Origin of the sequence: Globicatella sp. PHS-GS-PNBC-21-1553 (genome assembly GCF_033564055.1) — a bacterium.
In the GTDB taxonomy this organism is placed as follows: Bacteria; Bacillota; Bacilli; order Lactobacillales; family Aerococcaceae; genus Globicatella; species Globicatella sulfidifaciens.
Genome location: NZ_CP085470.1, coordinates 486,017 through 508,474, shown reverse-complemented (window position 1 = coordinate 508,474; position 22,458 = coordinate 486,017). Strand labels below are relative to the sequence as shown.

20 protein-coding genes are annotated in these 22,458 nt (G+C 34.2%); 15 read left to right on the top strand and 5 right to left on the bottom strand.

The annotated features are described in order from the left end of the window. Positions 1 to 408 precede the first annotated feature (408 nt). Positions 409 to 1,263 carry a DNA-formamidopyrimidine glycosylase gene (gene mutM, locus LB888_RS02375; RefSeq protein ID WP_318753469.1) on the top strand — a complete coding sequence of 285 codons (855 nt, stop codon included), beginning with the start codon at positions 409 to 411 and terminating at the stop codon, positions 1,261 to 1,263. Between the two features lie 51 nt (positions 1,264 to 1,314). Beyond that, positions 1,315 to 1,893 carry a dephospho-CoA kinase gene (gene coaE / locus LB888_RS02370; RefSeq protein WP_318753468.1) on the top strand — a complete coding sequence of 193 codons (579 nt, stop codon included), beginning with the start codon at positions 1,315 to 1,317 and terminating at the stop codon, positions 1,891 to 1,893. Between the two features lie 493 nt (positions 1,894 to 2,386). On the opposite strand, the gene LB888_RS02365 is transcribed toward coaE, so the two are convergent. From LB888_RS02365 to LB888_RS02345, 5 genes are all read right to left on the bottom strand, one after another. Continuing rightward, positions 2,387 to 2,866, bottom strand: coding sequence for a DUF4145 domain-containing protein (locus tag LB888_RS02365; RefSeq protein ID WP_318753467.1), 480 nt, complete (start codon positions 2,864 to 2,866; stop codon positions 2,387 to 2,389). Between the two features lie 122 nt (positions 2,867 to 2,988). Continuing rightward, positions 2,989 to 3,318 carry a hypothetical protein gene (locus LB888_RS02360; protein WP_318753466.1) on the bottom strand — a complete coding sequence of 110 codons (330 nt, stop codon included), beginning with the start codon at positions 3,316 to 3,318 and terminating at the stop codon, positions 2,989 to 2,991. A 2-nt stretch (positions 3,319 to 3,320) separates the two neighbouring features. Beyond that, entirely contained in the window at positions 3,321 to 5,987 is a 2,667-nt protein-coding gene (locus tag LB888_RS02355) for a DEAD/DEAH box helicase (protein WP_318753465.1), read from the bottom strand. Then, positions 5,980 to 7,749: a site-specific DNA-methyltransferase gene (locus tag LB888_RS02350; RefSeq protein WP_318753464.1), complete on the bottom strand. Its 1,770-nt coding sequence runs from the start codon at positions 7,747 to 7,749 to the stop codon at positions 5,980 to 5,982. Before LB888_RS02350 ends, LB888_RS02355 begins: the two co-directional genes overlap by 8 nt. Further along, positions 7,742 to 7,957: a helix-turn-helix transcriptional regulator gene (locus LB888_RS02345; protein ID WP_318753462.1), complete on the bottom strand. Its 216-nt coding sequence runs from the start codon at positions 7,955 to 7,957 to the stop codon at positions 7,742 to 7,744. Before LB888_RS02345 ends, LB888_RS02350 begins: the two co-directional genes overlap by 8 nt. Positions 7,958 to 8,577: 620 nt before the next feature. Here LB888_RS02345 and LB888_RS02340 point away from each other — a divergent pair. The 13 genes from LB888_RS02340 to LB888_RS02280 all read left to right on the top strand — a co-directional run bounded on the left by LB888_RS02340 (position 8,578) and on the right by LB888_RS02280 (position 22,439). Beyond that, entirely contained in the window at positions 8,578 to 10,881 is a 2,304-nt protein-coding gene (locus LB888_RS02340) for a phage/plasmid primase, P4 family (RefSeq protein ID WP_318753461.1), read from the top strand. Between the two features lie 163 nt (positions 10,882 to 11,044). Then, positions 11,045 to 11,446, top strand: a complete 402-nt coding sequence (locus tag LB888_RS02335; RefSeq protein ID WP_318753460.1) for a hypothetical protein — start codon at positions 11,045 to 11,047, stop codon at positions 11,444 to 11,446. Between the two features lie 111 nt (positions 11,447 to 11,557). Next, positions 11,558 to 11,770, top strand: coding sequence for a hypothetical protein (locus LB888_RS02330; RefSeq protein ID WP_318753459.1), 213 nt, complete (start codon positions 11,558 to 11,560; stop codon positions 11,768 to 11,770). Positions 11,771 to 11,914: 144 nt separating this feature from the next. Then, positions 11,915 to 12,862 carry a phage major capsid protein gene (locus LB888_RS02325; protein WP_318753458.1) on the top strand — a complete coding sequence of 316 codons (948 nt, stop codon included), beginning with the start codon at positions 11,915 to 11,917 and terminating at the stop codon, positions 12,860 to 12,862. Positions 12,863 to 12,867: 5 nt separating this feature from the next. Continuing rightward, positions 12,868 to 13,044 (top strand): hypothetical protein, encoded by a 177-nt coding sequence (locus LB888_RS02320; RefSeq protein WP_318753457.1) that lies wholly within the window; start codon positions 12,868 to 12,870, stop codon positions 13,042 to 13,044. Between the two features lie 72 nt (positions 13,045 to 13,116). Continuing rightward, positions 13,117 to 14,754: a recombinase family protein gene (locus LB888_RS02315; RefSeq protein ID WP_318753456.1), complete on the top strand. Its 1,638-nt coding sequence runs from the start codon at positions 13,117 to 13,119 to the stop codon at positions 14,752 to 14,754. A gap of 181 nt (positions 14,755 to 14,935) precedes the next feature. After that, the gene (locus LB888_RS02310; protein WP_318753455.1) at positions 14,936 to 15,229 is read left to right on the top strand and encodes a TM2 domain-containing protein; all 294 of its coding nucleotides are present in this window, start codon (positions 14,936 to 14,938) and stop codon (positions 15,227 to 15,229) included. Positions 15,230 to 15,569: 340 nt separating this feature from the next. Further along, complete coding sequence (nrdR, locus tag LB888_RS02305) at positions 15,570 to 16,049, top strand: transcriptional regulator NrdR (protein WP_276645834.1); 480 nt, start codon at positions 15,570 to 15,572, stop codon at positions 16,047 to 16,049. Next, entirely contained in the window at positions 16,042 to 17,499 is a 1,458-nt protein-coding gene (locus LB888_RS02300) for a DnaD domain protein (protein WP_318753453.1), read from the top strand. Before nrdR ends, LB888_RS02300 begins: the two co-directional genes overlap by 8 nt. Then, positions 17,499 to 18,431, top strand: coding sequence for a primosomal protein DnaI (dnaI, locus tag LB888_RS02295; protein WP_318753452.1), 933 nt, complete (start codon positions 17,499 to 17,501; stop codon positions 18,429 to 18,431). The genes LB888_RS02300 and dnaI overlap by 1 nt, the downstream gene beginning before the upstream one ends. 4 nt (positions 18,432 to 18,435) lie before the next feature. Next, a complete protein-coding gene (locus tag LB888_RS02290) occupies positions 18,436 to 18,633 on the top strand; it encodes a hypothetical protein (protein WP_318753451.1) in 198 nt (65 codons plus the stop codon). An 882-nt stretch (positions 18,634 to 19,515) separates the two neighbouring features. Continuing rightward, positions 19,516 to 21,459, top strand: a complete 1,944-nt coding sequence (gene pulA / locus LB888_RS02285; protein ID WP_318753450.1) for a type I pullulanase — start codon at positions 19,516 to 19,518, stop codon at positions 21,457 to 21,459. 251 nt (positions 21,460 to 21,710) lie between these two features. After that, positions 21,711 to 22,439, top strand: coding sequence for an LCP family protein (locus LB888_RS02280; RefSeq protein ID WP_318753449.1), 729 nt, complete (start codon positions 21,711 to 21,713; stop codon positions 22,437 to 22,439). Positions 22,440 to 22,458 lie beyond the last annotated feature (19 nt).

Here is a 22,458-nt window from a genome sequence, read left to right as displayed (position 1 = left end):
TGTTAGCCTCAGCCTAAAAATGACCTACTATGTTTTGAAATCAGGGAACGTAGCAGGTTAAAGTAGATTCATTGTAAAAATTAGTCAACAATAATACAAGAGTATCAGCTATTATTATTAGTTATCGAAAATAGGCCCTCGTTCGTGTAGGTAGAAGTTAATATGAGTGGGAGTTTCTATCAGGTGAAGTAATTGAGAAAATTTCGCTATGTGTGCGAAGCATCATTTGTGCAAGGGTAAGAAGTGAATGCTACCAAATATTAAAATCAAATACACCGTAACACTATGGAAATGCAGCTGAAACATTGATAACAGTAGTAAGCTTTGATAAAATCAACTTAATATATGAAGGTACCGCTTTACCTAAATAAATACTTATATGAGCGGTTTTACTAAAGGAGTTTTAAGATGCCAGAATTACCAGAAGTCGAGAGTGTTCGTCAAGGGCTAATCCGCTTGGTGCAAGGAAGAGTCATCCAAGACATTGTGATTGAGTGGGAGCGAATTATCGTCACCGAACAACCTTTATCAGACTGGATTGAACAATTAAAAGGTCAACAAACCAATACGGTTGAAAGAAGAGCGAAGTTTTTAATTTTTCGCTTTGATGATTGGGCGCTGATTTCCCATTTGCGCATGGAAGGCAAATACCATTTTTACCCAGCTGATGAAGTGCCGGCTACTAAAGATAAGCATACTCATGTTCGTTTTCTTTATACTGATGGTAGCCAATTACATTATCACGATGTAAGAAAATTTGGACGCATGGAATTAGTCACACCTGAAGCCGTAAAAGATTATTTCTTAGCACGTAAATTAGGGCCAGAACCTAATGCGGAACAATTCCACTTGTCGACTTTTAAAAGACAATTAAGCCAATTGAAAAAGCCAATTAAACCATTACTATTGGATCAAAGAGTCGTGGCGGGGTTGGGTAATATTTATGCCGATGAAGTGCTCTTTGAAGCAAAAATTCATCCCACTAGACCAGCCAACAGCTTAACAGATCAAGAAGTGGCACAATTATATGATGCGATTTTAAACATTATGGCGGCAGCCATCAAAGCCGGTGGTTCAAGCGTGAGAACGTACTTAAACTCTTTAGGAGAAGCCGGTACCTATCAAGAACAATTAAAAGTCTATGGACGACCTGAAGAACCATGTCCACGCTGTGGTCAATTAATCAGTAAAATTCAATTTGCCGGTAGAGGGACACATTTTTGTAGCCATTGTCAGCCAGTAGCATGCGTTGAAGAGGCTTAGAATATATTCAGAGTCTTAACGAGAATATTCAATTAAAGGAGGGGTATTGAAGTGAGAAAAATTGGGATTACTGGTGGTATTGCGACCGGAAAATCAACCGTTTCAGATTACCTACGACAAAAAGGTTACACGGTAGTTGATGCGGACGAAGCGGCACGGGCCGTAGTCGCACCAATGAGCCTTGGGATTGATAAAGTGATTGACGCTTTCGGCCACCAAATGGTCAAAAGTGACGGTCAACTAGACCGGGAATTATTAGGCAGTGTTATTTTTAAGGATGAGGCAAAACGCGACCAACTCAATCACTTGTTACATCCTTTGATTATAGATTGGATGGACCAACAAATCGCCAAAGCAGAAGCGGAGATTGTCTTTGTTGATGTGCCATTGTTGTATGAAGTAGGTTATGATCAAAAAGTCGATCAAGTTTGGTTAGTTTATGTCAATCGTATGACCCAATTGCAACGCCTAATGGATCGCAATCACTTAACAGAGCAAGAAGCCAAACAACGGATTGACAGCCAATGGTCCTTAGAATCTAAAAAGGAAAAAGCCGACGTCGTCATTAATAATGAAGGTGATTTAGACGCTTTATACCGTCAAATAGATCAATTATTAGAAGAATTATAATCAGGTGATGGGTCAAAACATGATAGTAACGTGATGGCGAAACAGCGACTTTTATTCTGCGCTTATCACACCGTCTCAACTGAGGATAGTTAAGACTATTGTAATAGCCCCGCCACTAAAGTTTATTAAGACTACTGGCTTAATATCGCAATTGAGGTTTATTATTACTATTACCACAGTGTTGCACTTAAGGTTTAAGAGGATTACTATCATACCGTCGCAACATAGATTAAATACAACTAGCACAACATCGAAACTACAGGCTATAGGTATCAATAAGCTAAAATACGAACTCAATTTTATGAGTTTAGTTATACGAAAATTACAGGTTTAACAGCACAAAATTCAAACAAAGTGCAGTGCTTGTCATGACAAAAAGGAGAAAAAAGGCTTATTGAATTAGGGATTTTGTAAAAACTAATTAGAGAGTCTTTAGGTGGCAAGATAAAAGGGCTATGAGCACTTAAACTCATAGCCCTTTTGCTTTATCAAATTACTTTAACCCAGATTTATAAATCAACTCTTCTATTATTACTCTATAATCGAAAACAAGTGGTTCAATGTCCTTTTTTGTGGTGTTGTACCATATTTTATGTGCGGAATAATTACCTAAATTTTTAAATTTATACATATTGTTTTTTGTGTTAACCGACAATGATAGTTCAGAATTATTTTCAGCATTTTTTATGATTTTATCTAAAGTTAAGTGGCGACCGTTTTTATTTTTTATTTCAGATTCTATACCATTACTTTGGTACACCATTATTAATAAGCCTTCTAATAGTCTTCTCATCATAACAGCTGCACAATCATATAAGTTATGTTCATAGCTTGCATTTATTTGTTTGCAAATAGATTGAAAATTTTGTTGCAAACCATTAAATATAGCTAATGGCAAAATTGTTTCATTTTGTTCTATGGTAATATCATCTTCTACATCCCAACCATAAATATCATTAATCCATTTCTCCATATTAGATGACCATTCAGACCAATTACGTGAACTGTTGATAAGAGAAATAACTTCTGTTTTTAAATCTGAGTATATCTGTTCATCTGTCCACTTGGATGATTTCAAAGCCCTTATATAATTATTTAAAATAGAATTTGCAGATTGATAATTCCAATAGTTAAAGCTTGCTTTACCTTTATTATTAATTTTTTTATTTCTTGTTCAATAGGATTTAATGATTTGTTGTAAGCAATTCCTCCAAGCTTATCTATAAAATTAGCCACAGACTCTTGAGTCAAGTATCCTTCGTCATCATACCTAAAATATTGTGAGGCTCCAATATCAATGGATTCTACAAGAAGGTCATAAGGATAATTATTTACTAATTGAGATATGGTTGATTTACCTTTTTCATTTAATCTGAATGGTGAAATTTTTTCATTAATTATAGTTTCAATTTTCCTTTTTCCCATAACTATTCCTTAACTTGAAATCTAGAAACTAAGTTATTAAAAGATGAATTTTCTCTTACTTCTTTTGATGGTATAAAAATATATCTCCATTCTTTTTTATCATTAGCTTTTGCCCAACTGCTTGCTACATCACAAAATTGAACTGCTTTTTTACTTTTAGCTATAACATCGGCATCATTAATTTTATCTTCTCCCTTAACTTCAACAATGTAGAGATAATCTTCAGTTTCTACAACAAAATCAGGAACATAATGCCTTCCTCTATTATAAGTTATGTTAAATTCTTTTTGAGCAGGTCTAAGCCAGTTAACAACTGTATCATCTCTTTCTAGACCTCTTGCCAAAAGGAGTTCTGGTTTACTATCAAATTTAGCACTTGAAAATACTCCCTTTTTAATACCATCAAATAATATAGCCTTTATATTGCCTTCAAAATTGTCATATAGGTTGAGTTTATTTTTCCAGGTATAAGTTTGCTCAAGATTATAATCTCTTACATCCATAACTGAATATTTTATAAAGCCATTCTCACAGTAAAAATGTTCATCTAGCATCATCTGATTATAAATTTTATTAGCAATATCTTTTTTATTCATCATAACAATATTTTTCATTAAGCTATTATCATATTTCTCCTCATAATAGGCTATTACTTGAGAAATTAGCTTAAACAGAAGATTAGAACATTTTTCATAATCTATTTCAGGCTTTTCTCTTAATAATTCAAGAATAACCTTTTGTGGATTATATGCATCAAAATTTATTTCATCTGTGCCAATCTTCTTAATATCTGAAAAATCTTCTAGATTTTGAAGTATGAGATCATTTTTAATAGGAACATGATTAAAGTCTTTTAAATCTAAATCAAAATCAACAAATCCATACTCAACTACACCTTCATCAGTTATTTTTAACCTTGGAATAGGAATGAATTTTTTCTTCGTTTCTTTATGAACTTTCTCAACCGTCTCATTTAAAAAATCGTAAAATGGATTTTCATTTTGTTTATATACGTCAGCTAAGTTTTTGTCATCATTTATCTTTTCTCTGACTTTATTGACAACTTTTTCTTTCTGCTCCTCGGAAATATCCGTTTTATTATTTTTGTTAATTTCTCTTACTACTTCTTGTTTTATTAAATCAGTTGCAGTATCAATTAAATTATCCGTTTTTTCTCCTTTTTCTATCCCAAACGAATAAGCATCTTCTTTTACTTTATCTTGCTCTAAATCAATATCAATCTGAGCTGTTGAAATATTGTCTTCTATTTCTTCGACTTTAATTATATTTCCAGCTTTAAAAATAGAGTCTCCCTTTTTTGCTTCTTCAAGAATATCATTAAATTTATCATGAGCAGTGAGATATACACCGTCTATTATTTCATTTCCAGTTCTTTCTCCAAAGGGGAGTCTTAGTCCTCGCCCTATCATCTGCTCCCTTAAAACCTTGGAAGCAGCAGTTCTAAGTGGGACTATTGTATATAGATTGTTAACATCCCATCCTTCTTTTAACATGTTTACGTGTATGACGATTTCTATAGGATTATCATACTTTTCTACATCCAATAAAAGTTTTGTATTAGCCTCACTCTCGCTACCTGTTTGTTTAGAATGAACTGTGATAGTCTTATCTTTGTAGTAGCCATTTGAAAGTTCATCGGATTTAATGAACTTTTCCACCCAGTTGGCATGCTCAGTATTTTTGCATACGATCATAACGAAAGGCTTAACTTTTTTAATAGGCTTATTTTCAGTGTTATTATTTAGATAATAAGCTTCAAGTTCTCTTTTTGCTCTTTCATGAAGTTTAATTCCATCTACAATCATGAGCTTATCAAGCTCTTCATCTCCAAAATTATAAAAATTTACATCTGTTCTTGTGCCAGCAAAAGGTGTTCTAGTATAACCGTCCTCAATTGCCTTAGATAATGGATATTCATAAACTACATTCTTGAATGGAACTTGCTTTGAACCACTAGTAACCATAGGTGTCGCAGTAAGTTCTAATCCCAATAATGGATTTAATTCATTAATTGCTTGCATACCTTTTTCAGCACGATAGTGGTGTGATTCGTCCATTATGAGTACTAAATCTGATAAATTTGATAAATAATCATAAAATGAATTTCCTATCATCTCATTAATTTTTTTCATATTAGCACTTTCTTTATTAAACTTATCAATATTAAAAACAAAAATTCGTATGTCTGATTCAAATAAAGAAATCGGCTTTGTCATATATTCATCATCTGTTATGACTTCAGGTGGTTTATGAAAACAGCCCAGTCCCTTAAATACATATTTTTGATTAGATGGATCAGACAAGTCTTTTTTTAACTTATCGTAGACTGTAGTTCCTGGTGCAACAACAAAGAAATTTTTGATATTATGATTTGTATATAGGTAAGCAATAAACGCTCCCATAAGTCTGGTTTTACCAACTCCAGTTGCTAATGCAAAAGTAAGTGACATAAAATCACGTTCAAAATCTGAGCATATAGGAAACATTGCGTGAACACCACCAAGAGCAGCTTTTAAGTTCATATCTTTCTTTATATTTAATGATGTCATAATCTCTTCTAATATTTTTAGAGATTTCTCTTGTGGTTTTCTTAAAGACATGACTCCGCTTATATAGTCAGTCGTATATTGAGGATATAAATTATTCATCATCTTCCTCCTCATCTTCAAGAAATTGATCATAACTTGGTGGGCTTATGATATTTAAATTATAGTTATCCCTACCAAATTCACATTTTGAAAGAAGCATTTGAGGAATTTTTTTAATTGTGATATTGGCATAATTGCCTTCCAGCTCGCTATCAAAAGACTTACAAGCAACAATTAAATATTCATCATCTTCCATACTTGTTCTTATTGATTCAATATATGATTCATTCAAATGCCTTGTGGTAACAAATAAATAAGATTTCTCATTTGCCCTTGCTTGTTTCCAAAAGTACTCATCATCTGGCTTGTATTCAAAACCTTCGTGCAAGGCGACAGCAGCAGCGAGCATATCTGGATTATATTCTTTGTTTATAACATATTCTCCAAAAGAATCCTTATTTATTAGACTTTCAGCAAGTTCGTAAAATCTATATGCACCACCACCTTGCCATTTAAGTTCACTTTTTATCTTTTGGGTTCTTGTCTTCTTTTTAAGTTCTTTTAATACATCTTTAGGAATTAAATCAGTTTCTTTACCTATTTTATTGAGTATTTTATTAAAAGTTTTTACATCCTCAATATCAAAATCTAAATCTTTTAGATCATCTTCTTTTAAATCATAATAGTCCTTTGAAACTGAAATACCACCATTATCTTCTCCAGAAATGACCTTATCAAGTCTAACTTTGCAATGAGTATAAGCGTGATTTCCCATCTCTATTCCTATATATTTCCTATTCATCTTGTGAGCTACAGCCGCTGTAGTACCAGAGCCTAGAAATGAATCAAGAACTAAATCTCCTTCATTTGTAGCTAGAGTTAATACTCTTTCGATTAAGCGTTCAGGTTTTGGTGTTCCAAAAACAGATATAGGATCTATTTGTTTAACTTCTTTCTTTGCTTCTTGATTATCTCCTACCTCATCTCTAAACCATAAAGTTAATGGAACAAACCCTTGTTGAACATCGGTTAGAAATCTTTTATATCTTGGTACATTATCACCATTTTCACCAAACCAAATTCTATTATCTTTTATAAGGGAATCCATTTTATCTTTAGAAAATCTCCAAGAAGTTCCTGCTGGTGGCATAACTTTTCTACCTGATGGAGTTATTATTGGGTAAATATCTTTTTCATTTGGTGTCTTAACATGACAAGGACCTGAAGCCCATACACCTCTAGGGTCATTATCTGGATTAGTATATCCCTTTTTGCTTTCTTCAGATCTCGGTAATAGATTGGGTTTCCAAACCTCTTTATTCTTCGCATACACCAAAATGAAGTCGTGATTATCCGAAAACCATTTTGCATCATTTGATCTTGTATGTTTCTTTTGCCATATACATGTATTTACAAAATTATTTCTTCCGAATATTTCATCACAAAGAGTTTTTAAATAATGTCCTTCATCGTCATCAATACTTATCCATAAACTCCCATATTCATCATCAAGTAAATTTCTTAGTATCTCAATCCTTGGCTTCATAAGAGAAAGCCATGTTGAATGTTCTAGATTGTCATCATAGTGTTCAAAGGCACTACCAGTATTGTAGGGTGGATCGATATAGATGCATTTGACTTGTCCAGAGTATTTACTTTCAAGAGCCTTTAGGGCAAGTAAATTATCTCCATGAATCAGCATATTTTCTGTATTAGGGTCATTTTTAATATTTGACTTTTCTTTATCTTCTATAAGTACTCTTGGCTCAACTTTTATTTCTTTATCTTTGCCATACCAAGTAAGTTCTAACTTATTACTCATTATCTCCCTCCATTCTATATTCAAGTATCTCAGATATATCACACTTAAAATACCTACAAATTCTGCCAAGTATCTCCATACTCACATTCTCATCTCGTCCCATTTTTGCGATAGTTCGGGGTGTTGTTTTTATGGCTTTTTGTAGTTCTAATTTATTCATCTTTTCATCTATTAATTTTTTCCATAATTTATCATAAGAAAATCCCATATTTCACCTCTCAGCATATTTCACTTTATATAGTTTTTCTATAGTATTATACCACATATTTAAACTTAATATTTACAAATTTACTAAGACGGATTAATTTCCGTCTTTTTTTCTAATCAAAACCCATCATTTTGTCCTAGGGCTAGTAGAAGGAGAAATATATTTTTTAAATAGCCGGAAAAACTATCCTAAAACTTACTTATAGAGATAGAGGGGGAATTTTCATTAATCAAAAGCATTAAAAATGTCCTGAGTCTATTAGAGGAAGAAATAGTTACTCAAATGTATAGGAAATGTCCTGCTCTAAGTAAAAGGAGAAATATTTTTTCTAGTAGGTTAAAAATCCCATGGTTTTCATTGCCTGTGATTTAGGAGGAGAAAAACCTAACAACACCATCAATTTTGTCTTAGGGCTAGTGAAGGGAAATTTATATTACTCAAAAGCTTAAAAAATGTCCTAAGTCTATTAAGAGAAAAAATATTTTTCAAAATAACCGGAAAATCACCTCTCAACTTTACTTATAAAGATAGAGAGCAAAAAGATTACTCAAAACTCTTCTAACTGTCCTAAGGAATATGGAGAGATATTTCTTCTTCAAAAATATGAAAGGAGTAGATATGTGAATTTAGAAAATATACCAGAATATCTAAAAGAAAATGCAAAATGGTGTCTTTGGAAATATGAAATTAGAAATAACAAGAAAACAAAGATACCAATTAATCCGAATAGCGAAACTTATGCATCTACTAAAAACCCATTAACTTTTTCAAGCTTTGACAAGGTTTTGGAAAAATTAAGTTCTTATGACGGACTTGGAATAAGAGTCGATGGAAATCTTGTAGCTATTGATGTGGACCAATGTGTCCAAGATGGAGGTTTAGATGGTTTAGCAAAAGAAATAGTTAGCCACTTTCCTAAGTCATATATTGAATTTAGTCCAAGTGGTAAGGGTCTTAGAATATTTACTTTTCTACCAAACTCAATAACTTACAACAATGACATTTACAAGATGAAGACTAAAGAAGTCGAAGTCTATGTTGCTGGCTTTACGAATCGCTTTGTAACTGTGACAGGTCATGTCTATCAAGAAGGTGAGATTGTCGAAGAATCCAAAGGACTACTCTGGCTTTTAGAAAAATATCTGAAAAGAGAAAAACAAAGTAAATCTACTAAACAAAATTTTAAAAGCTATTTAACTGATGAGGATGTTATTGAAAAGGCATCTAATGCAAAGAATAACGAGAAATTTTTAAATCTATGGGCTGGAAATATTAAATCCTATCCCTCTTACAGTGAAGCAGACCTAGCTTTAACTTCAATCCTTGCATTTTATGCAGGTGGAAATACTGACCAGATAGATAGGCTCTTTAGACAATCAGAACTTTTTAGGGATAAGTGGGATGAAAAACGAGGAGGAAAAACCTACGGAGAAATAACCATTGAAAAAGCAATCTCCTCTTTAAAAGAAGTCTACAAACCTATTTTAAAAATAGATCCAAGCATCGAGTTTGACTTATCTATTGAAAAGTTAAAAGAAATGGGACTTCCTTTATCTTCAAAGTATTCATGGACAGATATAGGTGCAGGGAAAATATTCGCAGACTTTTATATGGATTCTCTTCGCTATGTACCAGAAAGAAAAGCCTGGTATTTCTACGAAGAAGGAATCTGGATAGCTGATACTGGAAGTTTAAAAGCTATGAAATTATGTATGAAACTTGCAAACCTACTTCATATCCTTGCCCTTGATATTGAGGACGAACATAAAAGAAAGGCTTATGTCAAATTCTCCAACAGGTGGCAAGCAAGGGGTTATAGGGTCAGCGTATTAAAAGATGCAGAAGTTCATCATCCATTAAATGTATCTGACTTCGATAAAGATCCCTACCTTCTAAACTGTACAAATGGGACTTTAAATCTAAGAACAATGGAATTTTACGCACATAGAAGTTCTGACTATTTAAGCAAAATGGCTGATGTTATCTATGATTCTAAGTCATTAAATGAGAGATGGAACATCTACATTGATGAAATTATGAGTGGAGATAAAGAAAAAGCTAAGTTCCTACAAAAAATATTAGGTTATGGACTTACAGGAGATACAAGGCATGAGTGCATGGCAATCCTCTATGGAATGACCACGAGAAATGGCAAAGGAACTCTTTGTGAATCCATATTAAAGGTTCTTGGAACTTATGCTTGTGCATCAAGACCTGAAACACTAGCTCTAAAAAACAAAGTAAATAGTTCTGGACCCAGTGAAGAAATAGCTAGACTTGCAGGAGTACGCTTTGTAAATATTCCAGAGCCAGGCAAGGGACTACCCTTAAATGTTGCACAAGTTAAAAGTCTTACTGGTAATGACACTATTAATGCAAGGTTTCTCCATGAGAATTCTTTTGATTTTAAACCTCAATTTAAAATCTACATCAATACTAACTACCTACCCATAGTAAATGATGTGACTGTATTTACCAGTGGAAGAATGCTCATCATTCCCTTTGACAGGCATTTTACTGAAGAGGAGCAGGACAAAACATTAAAGACAGAATTTGCAAAAGAAGTAGTAAAGTCTGCAATTCTTAACTGGCTTATTGAAGGCTACAAACTTTTACAAAGAGAAGGATTAACTATTCCTGATTCAGTAAAAGATGCAACTCTTAAATACCAAAAGGAATCAGATAAGATAGCTATCTTTATGGAAGATTGCTTAGAAGAAGGTAAGGACTATGAAGTCAGAACTGCTGAAGTTTACGAAAGGTATAGGTCTTGGTCTTTAGAAAATGGCTACTACCTTGAAAGCATAAAGACCTTTAAACAATCTTTGGAATCTAAAGCTACCATCAAAAGGAAAAGACCTAAAGATGGAAAACACAAGACCACAGTCCTAATAGGCTATAGGTTAATTTCGGAATTTCTATAAAGTCTGTGGCAATGTGGCAGATGAAAAATTTAATTTAGAAATCTTATATCTATATAGATAATACTTTTTTACCTGCCACACCTGCCCTCATTTAAGGAGGTGGTGCTTATGATTGTGTGTAATTAGAAGTTTAAGCAAAGTTAGAAAATTAGGAGGAATATAAATGATTACAAAAGAAGATTTAGAAAGAAAGTTCACTTTAAAAAATAAGATTGTGGTGACTTCCCCAAAGGGAATATCTACAGAATTAAAAAGAGAAAAAGATAATAGGTATGTCATTAAGAAAGATGATAGCGAAATTAAGCTGAATGACTTAAAAGACTTAACTGAATATTGTAAGGATATGTGCCTTTACAGAAACAATGAAAAAGTCACTGAGGACTTATTGGAGAATGTCTTTAAGCTACGAGATACGATCATTCTTCATAAGACAGACAAGACACCTGTAAAAGTTGTTAAAGAAAAAATATATAACTACACACTGGACAATCAAGACACAGTTATTCCATTTAAAGGAACAGAAAGCATCATAGACTTTTTAAAGCAAAATAATTTTAGTCTATAAATAAAGGTGGCAATGTGGCAGGTAAATATATAGGACTTAAAACTTCTATTCTCTATGGAAAGTTTAGTTTTCACCTGCCACACTGCCCCAGATATTTTGAAAGGAGTAGAAATGATTATTGGAGATATTTTTGAAAAAGATAATCTTACAGCTGTGGACTTAAAGGACACTAAGTATGAAATCCTAAATGTAATTAATAAAGATAAGGATAAAATCATCCTTGCTAAAGGAGACAAGTCTTATCTTGTAATTGATGGAAGATTTAAGAATATGTTTTTCCCTTCTTTAGAAGAAGCAGAAGAATATATTGAGAGTAAAAAATAATTTGTGACCCAGGGGGCATCTAAATCTCTAGGAGACTTTTTCCTATCAACGGTGCCACCCTCTTACGCACAAAAAGTTAGGTTCAAAGGGGGTATTAAAAAATATTTTAATGCCCTGAATATTATAAATATAAAGGAGAAATTTATGTTAATTAAAGAAAAATCAAAAAGAAACAAAATATTGTCTGCTAATTCCTATAAAACCAATCTATGGAATTATTTAAGAAACGAGGATAAATCATCTTATTCAGATATTAAGGCTCTTGGTCTTATCCAAGATGGCTCACCTTTTATGGATACAGAAAGCACAGAATACTTTAGAGATAAACTTACAGAAAAGAGCGTATTTAGAAAAGAAGCTACAGTTTTAAAAAATGATGTAGATTCATCTTCTATTGTAACTTTCCCAAGCAAATCTATGGCAACTTGGACAAAAACAGGAGAACATGACCTATTTACAGCTGTCTTAGAAATGAAAGATGTGGATGTTAATTTAGAATACAATACATTATCTAACTTAATTACAATCCACGAAGATTTTCTAAATAATCCTCAAACTAAGATTGAAAAAATAATCCTAGATACCTTTGCTCATAATTTTGCCAAGGCAGAAGATAAAGCTTTTATCACTGGATCTGGTAATGGAGAACCATTAGGATTTCTAGTAGACGAAGATATTAAAAGCCTATCAGCTACAAAAGAACTAAAGCTTGATGACTTGAAAAAACTATTCTTCTCTCTAGATAGCGAGTACAGGGAAAATGCAAAATGGATAATGAATGATAAAACTGCTCTTTATCTTCAAAGCTTAAAAGATAGCCAAGATAACTTCTTGTGGAACCAATATGATGGCACTTTCATGGGAAAAGAAATTCTAATTTCTAACTTTATGCCGGATATTGATGCAGGTTCAAAGCCTATCGCCTTTGGAGACTTTTCAAACTACTGGATTGTTGAAAGACAAAATCCAACAATAAAAAGATTGTCCGAGATGTTTATTCTTAAACAACATCAAGGCTTCATTATGAGAGAATATTTAGATGCCAAGCTAATGGATAAGGATTTAGTCCTTACTTTAGCCATTGAAGGATAATGCCTATGGTAGAAACTAAAAAGAATGAGATTAAAAAGTCGGAGAATATTGAAGTATCTGGCACAATCTTTACAGTTCATTCAATGGAAAGTGAAAATGCAAAAAAGAGTGTGGATCAAATCATCAGAAAGCTCATACTAAACAATGCAGATGCTTTGAATAGAGCCAATTTATCGGCTTAATTAACTTGATATAGTCTGAAAAGTACGGGAATATGTAATTGCCACTTGAAGGCTGTCTGAAAGGAGGAAAATATGGAACAATTAAATAGACAGTCTTCTTACTTTTCAGCTAATGAAAAGATTACAGCATTATACTGTAGGCTTTCAAGAGATGATGAACTTCAAGGCGAAAGTAACTCCATAAGAAATCAAAAGGACATATTAGAAAAATATGCTCTGGATATGGGATTTAAAAACCTAGAGTTCTTTGTAGATGATGGTTATTCAGGAACGAACTTTGATAGACCCTCTTGGAATAAACTAAATGGTTTAATTGAGGATGGAAAAGTTGAAAATATTATTGTAAAAGATATGAGTAGACTTGGCAGGGATTATCTAAAGGTAGGATTTTATACAGAAGTCTTATTCCCAGATAATGATATACGATTCATTGCCATTAATAATGGTGTGGATTCAAATAACCAAGTAGAAAATGACCTTACACCTTTTATTAATATCTTCAACGAGTTCTATGCTAAGGACACAAGCAAAAAAATAAAGGCTGTTTTTAAGGCTAAAGGTCAAAGTGGGAAACCACTGACAACTAATCCTCCTTATGGTTATTTAAAGGATAAGGAAGACAAAAATAAGTGGATAGTTGATGAAGTTGCAGCTGAAACTGTAAAGCTAATTTTTAATCTTTGTATTAAAGGATATGGTCCAAGTCAAATTGCAAGTGAACTAAAGAGTAGAAAAATCCCAACTCCTGCTGAACATTTTAAGTCTATAGGACTCAATTTCCCTGTTGACACTCCAGAAGAGGAATGTAATTGGAATCCTGCTACAATATCTACTATTTTAGATAGAGATGAATATCTAGGAAAGGTCATAAACTTTAGAACAAAGAGAAAATCATACAAGACTAAGAAAAGTGTAGACAATCCAAGGTCTGAATGGGCAATATTTGATAATGTTCATGAGCCGATTATTGATGAAGAAACCTTTGATATTGTAAAAAGGATAAGAAAAACAAGACGAGTTCGTAACAGCTTAGGAGAAATGCCTGCCCTATCTGGTATGCTCTACTGTGCAGACTGTGGAGCAAAATTGTATCAAGTGAGAGGTAAAGGCTGGTCTCATGATAAAGAATACTTCGTTTGTGCATCCTATAGAAAGCAAAAAGGCAAATGTACTTCACACCAGATAAAGAACATTCAAGTTGAAGAAATTCTTCTGAGGGAAATTAGGAAAGTTACAGCCTTTGCAAAAGACCATGAGGAAGAATTTGTAGATTTAGTTTTGAAGAAGAAAACCAGCGAGTTAAATCAGGTATTAAGAAGTCAGAAAAAGGAATTAGAAGATTCTAAAAATAGAATTGTAAAACTCGACTCTATCGTTCAAAACCTCTATGAAGATAACTTGGAAGGCAAAATATCTGACCAAAGATTTGAAAAAATGGCTAAAGCTTATGATGAAGAAGAAATTTCACTTCAAAAAAGAATAGCTGAACTTGAAGAAACTATTTCAAAATCGCAGGAAGAAGAACTTAATGTGGAATCATTCCTAAAACTTGTAAGAAAGTATACGGATATAAAGGAACTTGATCCAGAAATAATTAGAACTTTTGTAGATAAGATTTATGTAGAACAATCAGAAAAAGTTCCAGGTACAAATTTAAAGAAACAAACCATTTGGATTTATTGGAATTTTATAGGGAAAATTGACATATAAAAATCGGCACAAAGGTTAATACCTTCATGCCGATTAAATTTTAAGGAAATAAATCCCTAATTAATAGCCCCTAAGGTTAATACCTTCATGCCGATTAAATTTTAAGGAAATAAATCCCTAATTAATAGCCCCTAAGATGGACTTTTTATTTTTAATATTTGTTTTCGTGGTGTTATTCATCTTGTCAAGAAGAGATGAGCGCAGAAATAAACGCTATTATCAACAGATGAATCAATATCAAACATATAATCAATATGGACAACCGGTGAACCCCTATCAACAAGCACCGTACCCACCTTATGGTAAAGCGATTGGTAAATGGACTTATTTCTTAGTAGTTTTCTTTTTAGGTGGCTTGGGTGTTCATAAATTTATCGCTGGCAAATGGGTTCAAGGATTATTATATTTAGCCTTTTCATGGACTTTTGTGCCTAAGCTTATTTGCTTTTTTCCATTTGATTGGAGTGTTATTTAGACAACCAGACCAGTTTGGCAATATTTATATTTAATATTAGTAGAGCTAGAGGCGAACAGAAGGCAACAAGATATTTTCGCTAAATATTATATTTAATATTAGAAGTGTTAGAGGACGAATAGAAGCCAACAAGATATTTTTGCTCATTAATATTGGTAGCGTTAGATGACCTCTATCTAATGAATTTAGGTGCCTAAGAATCGATTCTTTTAACTCACAAAACGTTTACTACAGCATCACATTGTCATTAAATTAACTGAGTTTTTCAGAGTGTCAATGCCGGTGTAGATATGCTACAATAGGAGTAACTAACAGTGTTTAGAAAGGAGGAGCGCTTTTTATGCTATGTCCAAAATGTCAAAGTTCACAAACAAAAGTAATTGATTCACGTTCTGTCGATGATGATACTTCGATTCGCCGTCGTCGTGAGTGTTTAAATTGTGGGTACCGTTTTAATACTTATGAACGAGTAGAACGCACCCCTTTACTTGTAGTCAAACGGGACGGCACTCGTGAAGAATTTAGCCGTGAAAAATTATTAAGAGGGATTATTCGTTCCGCAGAAAAACGTCCGATAACGAGAGAACAAATGGAACGTTTAGCATCCGCTGTTGAAAATGATATTCGCAATTATACTGACACGGAGATTCCAAGCGAACAAATCGGTGAATATGTGATGCCTCGTCTTTTAGAATTAGATGAAGTCAGTTACATCCGATTTGCGAGTGTTTACCGTCAATTTCAATCACGCGAAATGTTTATGAAAGAATTGGAAAGCATGATGAAATCACGAAGTGAAGTGCAAGAGAGCGATGAGTGAATTAAAAAGTCCAGTCCAACCCTTTATCGTGAGACATAAAGGAGCCTTGTCTGCCATTCAAATGCAAAGCTTAGTGCAATTGTATCAACCGATTATCGGGATGGATGCCGTCAATTTTTATTTATTATTATTCCAGCAGCCGGTCAATGAACAAAAGATTTCAACACAAAAAGTTCATTCGAGTTTATTTCCTTATATTGCGGGCTCGTTAGGAAAAATCGATGATGCGCGCCTCCATTTAGAAGCGGTCGGCTTAATTGAGACCTATAAACAAACGGGCGAAGGGATTTTATATCCTACCTTGCTCTATGATATGCAATATCCATTATTGATTAAGGATTTTCTAGATAATCCTTTATTGAGTAATGCGTTAATCAATCAATTAGGCGATGTGGAATTTTTTGAAGTAGTGCGTCAGTGGGAAGTTGCCCCTATTGAAATGGCCGAATACGAAGAAGTGACGGTTTCTTTTGAAACAATCATGACGCCAACCCATAATGATTATCAAGCGCAAGCTTATGAAGCTAAAAATGGTTATAATCTGCAACACCATGATCAAAAGCCACCCTCTATCTCGGTGGTGGATGATTTTGACTATATGCAAGTAATGCGCAAATTAATTAGTGCGGGCATTGATCATCAAGTTTTAGGGCCGAGGGTTAAGCAAGAAACATTGGCGATTCATAAAGTCTACGGTTTTGATGAAGAACAGATTAGTCAGTTATTATTAGAAAGCTATGATGGTGAGTTACCGGCTATTCAATATCAAGAGTTAAAATTAGCTGCTCAACGGATGAGCGAAAAGAATAAACATCAAACAACCAATGTTCCACCCGCTTCGTCACAACCAGTAAAAGAGATTGTTGAAAAAACGACCATCCAAACATTAAAAGAGCAGTATCCTCATTTTGCAGAAGCTGATTTAGAAATCATGGCTCTGTGTGAAGAAGTATCTCCAGAGGTATTGTTAACACAAATTAAGCAATCAAAAAATGGTTTTGTCTCTAGTAATGAAATCCAGTATGTTCATAATATTGCGATGCGCTCGCAGTTACCAAAGAGTGTGCAAACATTCTTAGTCTACTATTTATTAATGATTGAGAATCGTGCTGATTTTCAAAAAGGTGAAAGTGAACGGATTGCTAACTTATGGCAACAAGAACAGCTAACCACAGTGGCGAAAGTAATGACCTTTGTTCATCAAAAAGCCAAAGATCGTATGATGAAGCAAAAACAATATGAAAACCGTCAAAATCACAATAAATCATATCCAAGCTATCAACGTCAGAAGAAGACGGAGCGTCAGCCTTATTGGGCACAACAGAATCAAGAAAGTCAAAAAAACCAATCGGATACTCAGCCGACCGATACTCCAGCGGTTGAACAACCATCGGAAGTTGATTTACGTAGTCAATTAGGTCAAATATTTGAGAGAGGACGGGATGAATAATGAAAACCATTCAAGAAATATTAAAAAACTTCTTAAACGAACCGCATTTTAATGAAACATATAAAAAAACAGTGAGTCATATTTTAAATCATCCTGCGGTACAAGAGTTTGTTCATTTACACGAAGAGTCCGTGTCTCAAGAAATGATTCATAATTCGCTTTCCAAACTGAATGAGTTTGTATTAGAATATGATGCTTTTCAAGCAGGTAAGCCAGGGAAAAATCCCGGTTATACCCCCATCTTATTTATCAATCAAAATTATATTGATATCGCTTATCAACCAACACCTGAGTTTTTACGGATGCAAGAAGAACGCAAAATGCGCTCATATATTGATAACCGTATGATGAGTCGGGATGTGCGTGATGCCAAGATTGATGATGTAAACTTGAATTCTGCTTCGAGAAAACAATTAATGTCTGAAGTGGTTTCGTTTGTGAAGCAATATAAAGAGAATCCTTTTCAGGCCCAAGGCTTATATATTGCCGGACCTTTCGGGATTGGAAAGACATTTATTTTAGGGGCATTAGGTAATGAATTAGCCCGTCTAGGCATTAAAGTGATGATGTTACATTATCCAACATTTGCGACCGAGATTAAAGAAGCGATTACCTCCAATCAGGTACAATCTATTATTGATGATGTCAAGAAACCCCAAATCTTAATGTTAGATGATATTGGGGCGGAAAGTAATTCAGCTTGGTTACGTGATGATGTGTTAAGTGTCATCTTAGAATACCGTATGAAAGAGAAATTACCGACCTTCTTTACGTCCAATTTCTCAATGGAGGAATTAGTCTATCATTTACAAGAAACCCGTGATGCAACGGAAAATATTAAAGCAGCACGTATTATGGAACGGGTGAAATTCTTATCACATGAAGTAAGATTAGATGGCGAGAATTTACGCCAAAAAGAAAGAGGGCATTAAGTCGATGAAATTTGATCCACAAGACCAACAAGATTTTTTAAGAATTATTAAAAGTCTATTGTTCACCAGTATATTCGTCCAAATAGTCATTTTAGGCGTATATGTCTTTGGTGAAAAACAATTAGCCTTAGCATTTCCTATGTTATTAGGTATTTTCGTTACCATCGTGGCATTGGTTTATAGCTATGGCTTAAGGGACTAAGTGAATATAAAATCGAAGAGCGTGGGCTAGAAGGAAACCAAATGGTGTTGGTAACTTTCTAACCCACGCTACTTTGTTGAGAATGATAGATGGACAAAATAAATAGAGCTTGTTAGCCTAACGCCATTTCGAGAGGATTATGATTATATGTTTTTGTAAATATCGCCTCGATTTTTAATATCGATAATGTGAATATTACCATTAAGAAAAGTATGGGGAAAACTATAATAATTTCGGTTGAATCTATCTATTTATCCGATAGCGCAGTGGTTGAGTGGCCTCGAACTGCGTCTTAATGAGTTAGGTATAAACATAAAAAATTCAATCAACTTATTGCTCGGTAATTAAAAGCGCAGTGGTTGAGTGGCCTCGACTATGTGGGAGTGGGCAGAAGAAGCGGAAAACATTCGATTCTTTACTTCTGGTCCACACCCAACTTTGCGTGGGTGAAAACCCAAGCGAAAATCAATTGATTTTCTACTGCTTGCCCACTGAATCACTCAAGTCGTTCTATGTTCTGAACATTAATTAATCAAAGAAAGCCAACTAAAGTCTCATTTACGTTATCTAACTACTTGACTATCTGAGAAATTTCCGTATGATTATACTTTGTATTCCCTATAAAACTCACAAGCAAATAGCTGTTTGAAAAGGTTTAATTAATAATTAATATAAGCTTTGTGCGTGAGTGGGTTCACAAAGAATTGAAAATTACATACTATAATTAAACTGTAAGATTAATTTCAGTTTAACTGCTATGAAAATATTATGAGATGCCCATTAAATACCTTAATAGAAGCAATTATGTGCTTTTAGCAAGGTCGTAATCCTGTTAAAAATCTGTTATAATAGGTGGGCAAAATAAAAAAGGATGTGTCGAGAGTGGAACGTTACAAACCGCTAGTGCTGGATGAATTCATTCCCCAACCACAAACAAAATTATATATTGAAAGTCCCGAGATTAAAGAGTTAGAAAAGTTAGCGTATGATGGGCCATTAGGTGCTTTATATACTAAAGAAAAAACCGCCTTTCATTTATGGGCGCCTACTGTAATGGCAGTAAATTTAATTGTTTATGAAGATAACTATTCACCAACTAAAAAAATTATTCCAATGGTGTTGAATGACGAGTTACATATTTGGCAAACAGAAGTTGAAGGCGATTGTCATGGTTTAACTTATCGTTATGAATTATTCTATACCGATGGGACGAGTCGTCGTTCAGTGGATCCTTATTCGCGTGCCGTTACTGTCAATGGAAAACGTTCGGTCGTCGTTGATTTACCACGTACCAACCCTGAAAATTGGGGAGAACGCATGGAGCCATTTTCTGCACCAACGGATGCGATTATTTACGAAGCCAATATTCGTGATTTTTCAATGGATGTCAACAGTGGCATTAAAAATAAAGGTAAATATCTCGGTGTTATTGAAGAAGGGACTAGAAACCCATTAGGTTCAAAAACAGGTCTCGATTATTTAAAAGAATTAGGGATTACCCATGTGGAGTTTTTACCGATGTTTGACTTTGCGACGGTTGATGAGACAGGTGAAGTGCCTACAGAATATAACTGGGGCTATGATCCGTTAAATTATAATGCGCCAGAAGGAACTTATTCAACGAATGCATATGATCCATTATTACGTATTACTGAAATGAAACAAATGATCCAAGGCCTACATGATGCGGGTATTCGTGTCATTATGGACGTGGTTTATAATCATGTTTACGAAGTAGATAATCATAGTTTAAATCGTACAGTACCAGGTTATTATTTCCGTACTACTCATGAAGGTTACTTGTCAAACGGTACTGGGGTAGGAAATGATACGGCCTCTGAACGTAAAATGATGCGTAAATATATCGTGGATAGTGTGACTTATTGGGCTAAAGAATTCCATTTAGATGGGTTCCGTTTTGACTTAATGGGCATTCATGATATTGAAACGATGAACGCAGTCCGTAAAGCTTTAGACGAAATTGATCCATCGATCATGGTCTTTGGTGAAGGTTGGGACTTAATGACTGAATTACCTTGGTATAAAAAAGCGAGTCACCATAATGCCATTGAAATGCCACGAGTAGGCCAATTCAACGATGGGATTCGTGAAGCTTTAAAAGGTAATGACTTTGATCCGCATACTAGAGGCTTTATTAATGGAGCATGGTATACTGAGAATAAATTAGCCGATAACTTTATGGCAGCTATTAGTACGGGACAATATTCTGAACCGGGACAAGTGATTCAATATGTAGAAGCGCATGATAATTATACCTTATATGACCGCTTAGTGACGGCTGACCCAAGTTTAGATAAAGATACGATTATTCGTCGACATGAATTAGCGACAACAGCAGTCTTATTAAGCCAAGGAGTACCATTTATCCACGCCGGACAAGAGTTTTTAAGAACTAAATTTGGTGTGCGTGATAGTTATAACAGTGCTGATCAAATCAATAAGATGGACTGGTTACGTCAAGAAAAATATGAACATACCGTCGTAATGGTGCGTGACTTAATTAAATTACGTAAAGCAGAGCCATTATTAAGACTGAAAACTTATGAAGAAATCAGCCGCGTGATGCGTATCTTACATGCATCATACCAACGTGTTGCTTTTGAATACCGCCAAGATAATGAACGCATGATTATTGTCTTGAATGCCCAATCAAATCCATTAAAATATGATTTAGAACAGGGCGATTATATTATGAAGTTGGTCGACGGAGAAGTCTTCCTAGATGATGACCATATGACAGGTGAAATCGACAGCTTCTTAATTGAGCCATATACAACCTTAGTGTTGAAACAGTATTTGGATTAGGAAGTAATAACGTTTATTGTAAATTAAAGATATTATTTATTACGCAGTGGTTGAGTGGCTTAAAACAGTGTCCTTTGGACTTGTTTCAAACCTAGTCAACCGTGCGGGGGTGAACAGTCGAAGCGAAAATCAATTGATTTTCGACTTCTTGTTCACTCCCTATTTTTTTACCAAAAAAGTTTATCATTTTCATTTAGCATCTAAGCTCGTTATAATGCTAGTAAAGTAAAACGAACCTGGAGGTGTCTACCATGAAAAAGCAAACTTTATTCAAAGCGTTCATACTTATCATCGCTTTATTTGCAGTAACTTTCGGAATAAGAACATTAATTAATCAATCTTCTGAAAGTGAGCCCCATACTTTGGCATCTACACTAGAACCTGATAGCGACAAAGTATTTGGTAAAGATAGTATGAACTTTGCGCTTTATGGCCAGTCTAAGGCCACAGATGACAAGTCAGTCAAATTATTAAATGACTTAGTGCTAGTCTTTTCTTATAATCCAACTAGTAAGAAATCCGTAGTCGTTGCACTGCCAACACAATTATATTTAGAACGCCAAAGTAAAGAACTAGCTAATAAATTGTATTTAGCTAATGGTGATTCAGACGATAAAGTCAGTGAGACCAATCAAGCGGTGCAAGCAGTGATTCAGTTACCGATTGATCGCTATATTGGCATTGATTTAGATAAGTTTGCTCAGTTTGTTGATGACGTAGACGGTTTAACGATTAATGAACAAACATTGTCTGGATCCGAGGTGAAAGCTTATTTACAAGAAAACTTGGAAGATGCGGATACAACTGCCCAATTCTTTGATTCAGAGTTTGATGCCTTAGTAGCCCAAGCGAATTCGCCAGAAAGCATTGCGAATCCTGAGAAACGCTATGAATTATTACATCAACTACTCTCCGTTAAAACGAGAGTTTGTCCTAAACATGGTGGTTGTACAAACGATGTCATATCTCCAACCGTTTAAAGACACTAAGGGATGGTTG

What these genes read in the sequence shown, in the direction of transcription:
- mutM (WP_318753469.1), top strand. Translation starts at nt 409, where the DNA reads ATGCCAGAATTACCAGAAGTCGAGAGTGTTCGTCAAGGGCTAATCCGC.
- LB888_RS02365 (WP_318753467.1), bottom strand. Translation starts at nt 2,866, where the DNA reads ATGGAGAAATGGATTAATGATATTTATGGTTGGGATGTAGAAGATGAT.
- LB888_RS02360 (WP_318753466.1), bottom strand. Translation starts at nt 3,318, where the DNA reads ATGGGAAAAAGGAAAATTGAAACTATAATTAATGAAAAAATTTCACCA.
- LB888_RS02355 (WP_318753465.1), bottom strand. Translation starts at nt 5,987, where the DNA reads ATGAATAATTTATATCCTCAATATACGACTGACTATATAAGCGGAGTC.
- LB888_RS02350 (WP_318753464.1), bottom strand. Translation starts at nt 7,749, where the DNA reads ATGAGTAATAAGTTAGAACTTACTTGGTATGGCAAAGATAAAGAAATA.
- LB888_RS02345 (WP_318753462.1), bottom strand. Translation starts at nt 7,957, where the DNA reads ATGGGATTTTCTTATGATAAATTATGGAAAAAATTAATAGATGAAAAG.
- LB888_RS02335 (WP_318753460.1), top strand. Translation starts at nt 11,045, where the DNA reads ATGATTACAAAAGAAGATTTAGAAAGAAAGTTCACTTTAAAAAATAAG.
- LB888_RS02330 (WP_318753459.1), top strand. Translation starts at nt 11,558, where the DNA reads ATGATTATTGGAGATATTTTTGAAAAAGATAATCTTACAGCTGTGGAC.
- LB888_RS02325 (WP_318753458.1), top strand. Translation starts at nt 11,915, where the DNA reads ATGTTAATTAAAGAAAAATCAAAAAGAAACAAAATATTGTCTGCTAAT.
- LB888_RS02320 (WP_318753457.1), top strand. Translation starts at nt 12,868, where the DNA reads ATGGTAGAAACTAAAAAGAATGAGATTAAAAAGTCGGAGAATATTGAA.
- LB888_RS02315 (WP_318753456.1), top strand. Translation starts at nt 13,117, where the DNA reads ATGGAACAATTAAATAGACAGTCTTCTTACTTTTCAGCTAATGAAAAG.
- nrdR (WP_276645834.1), top strand. Translation starts at nt 15,570, where the DNA reads ATGCTATGTCCAAAATGTCAAAGTTCACAAACAAAAGTAATTGATTCA.
- LB888_RS02300 (WP_318753453.1), top strand. Translation starts at nt 16,042, where the DNA reads ATGAGTGAATTAAAAAGTCCAGTCCAACCCTTTATCGTGAGACATAAA.
- dnaI (WP_318753452.1), top strand. Translation starts at nt 17,499, where the DNA reads ATGAAAACCATTCAAGAAATATTAAAAAACTTCTTAAACGAACCGCAT.
- LB888_RS02290 (WP_318753451.1), top strand. Translation starts at nt 18,436, where the DNA reads ATGAAATTTGATCCACAAGACCAACAAGATTTTTTAAGAATTATTAAA.
- LB888_RS02280 (WP_318753449.1), top strand. Translation starts at nt 21,711, where the DNA reads ATGAAAAAGCAAACTTTATTCAAAGCGTTCATACTTATCATCGCTTTA.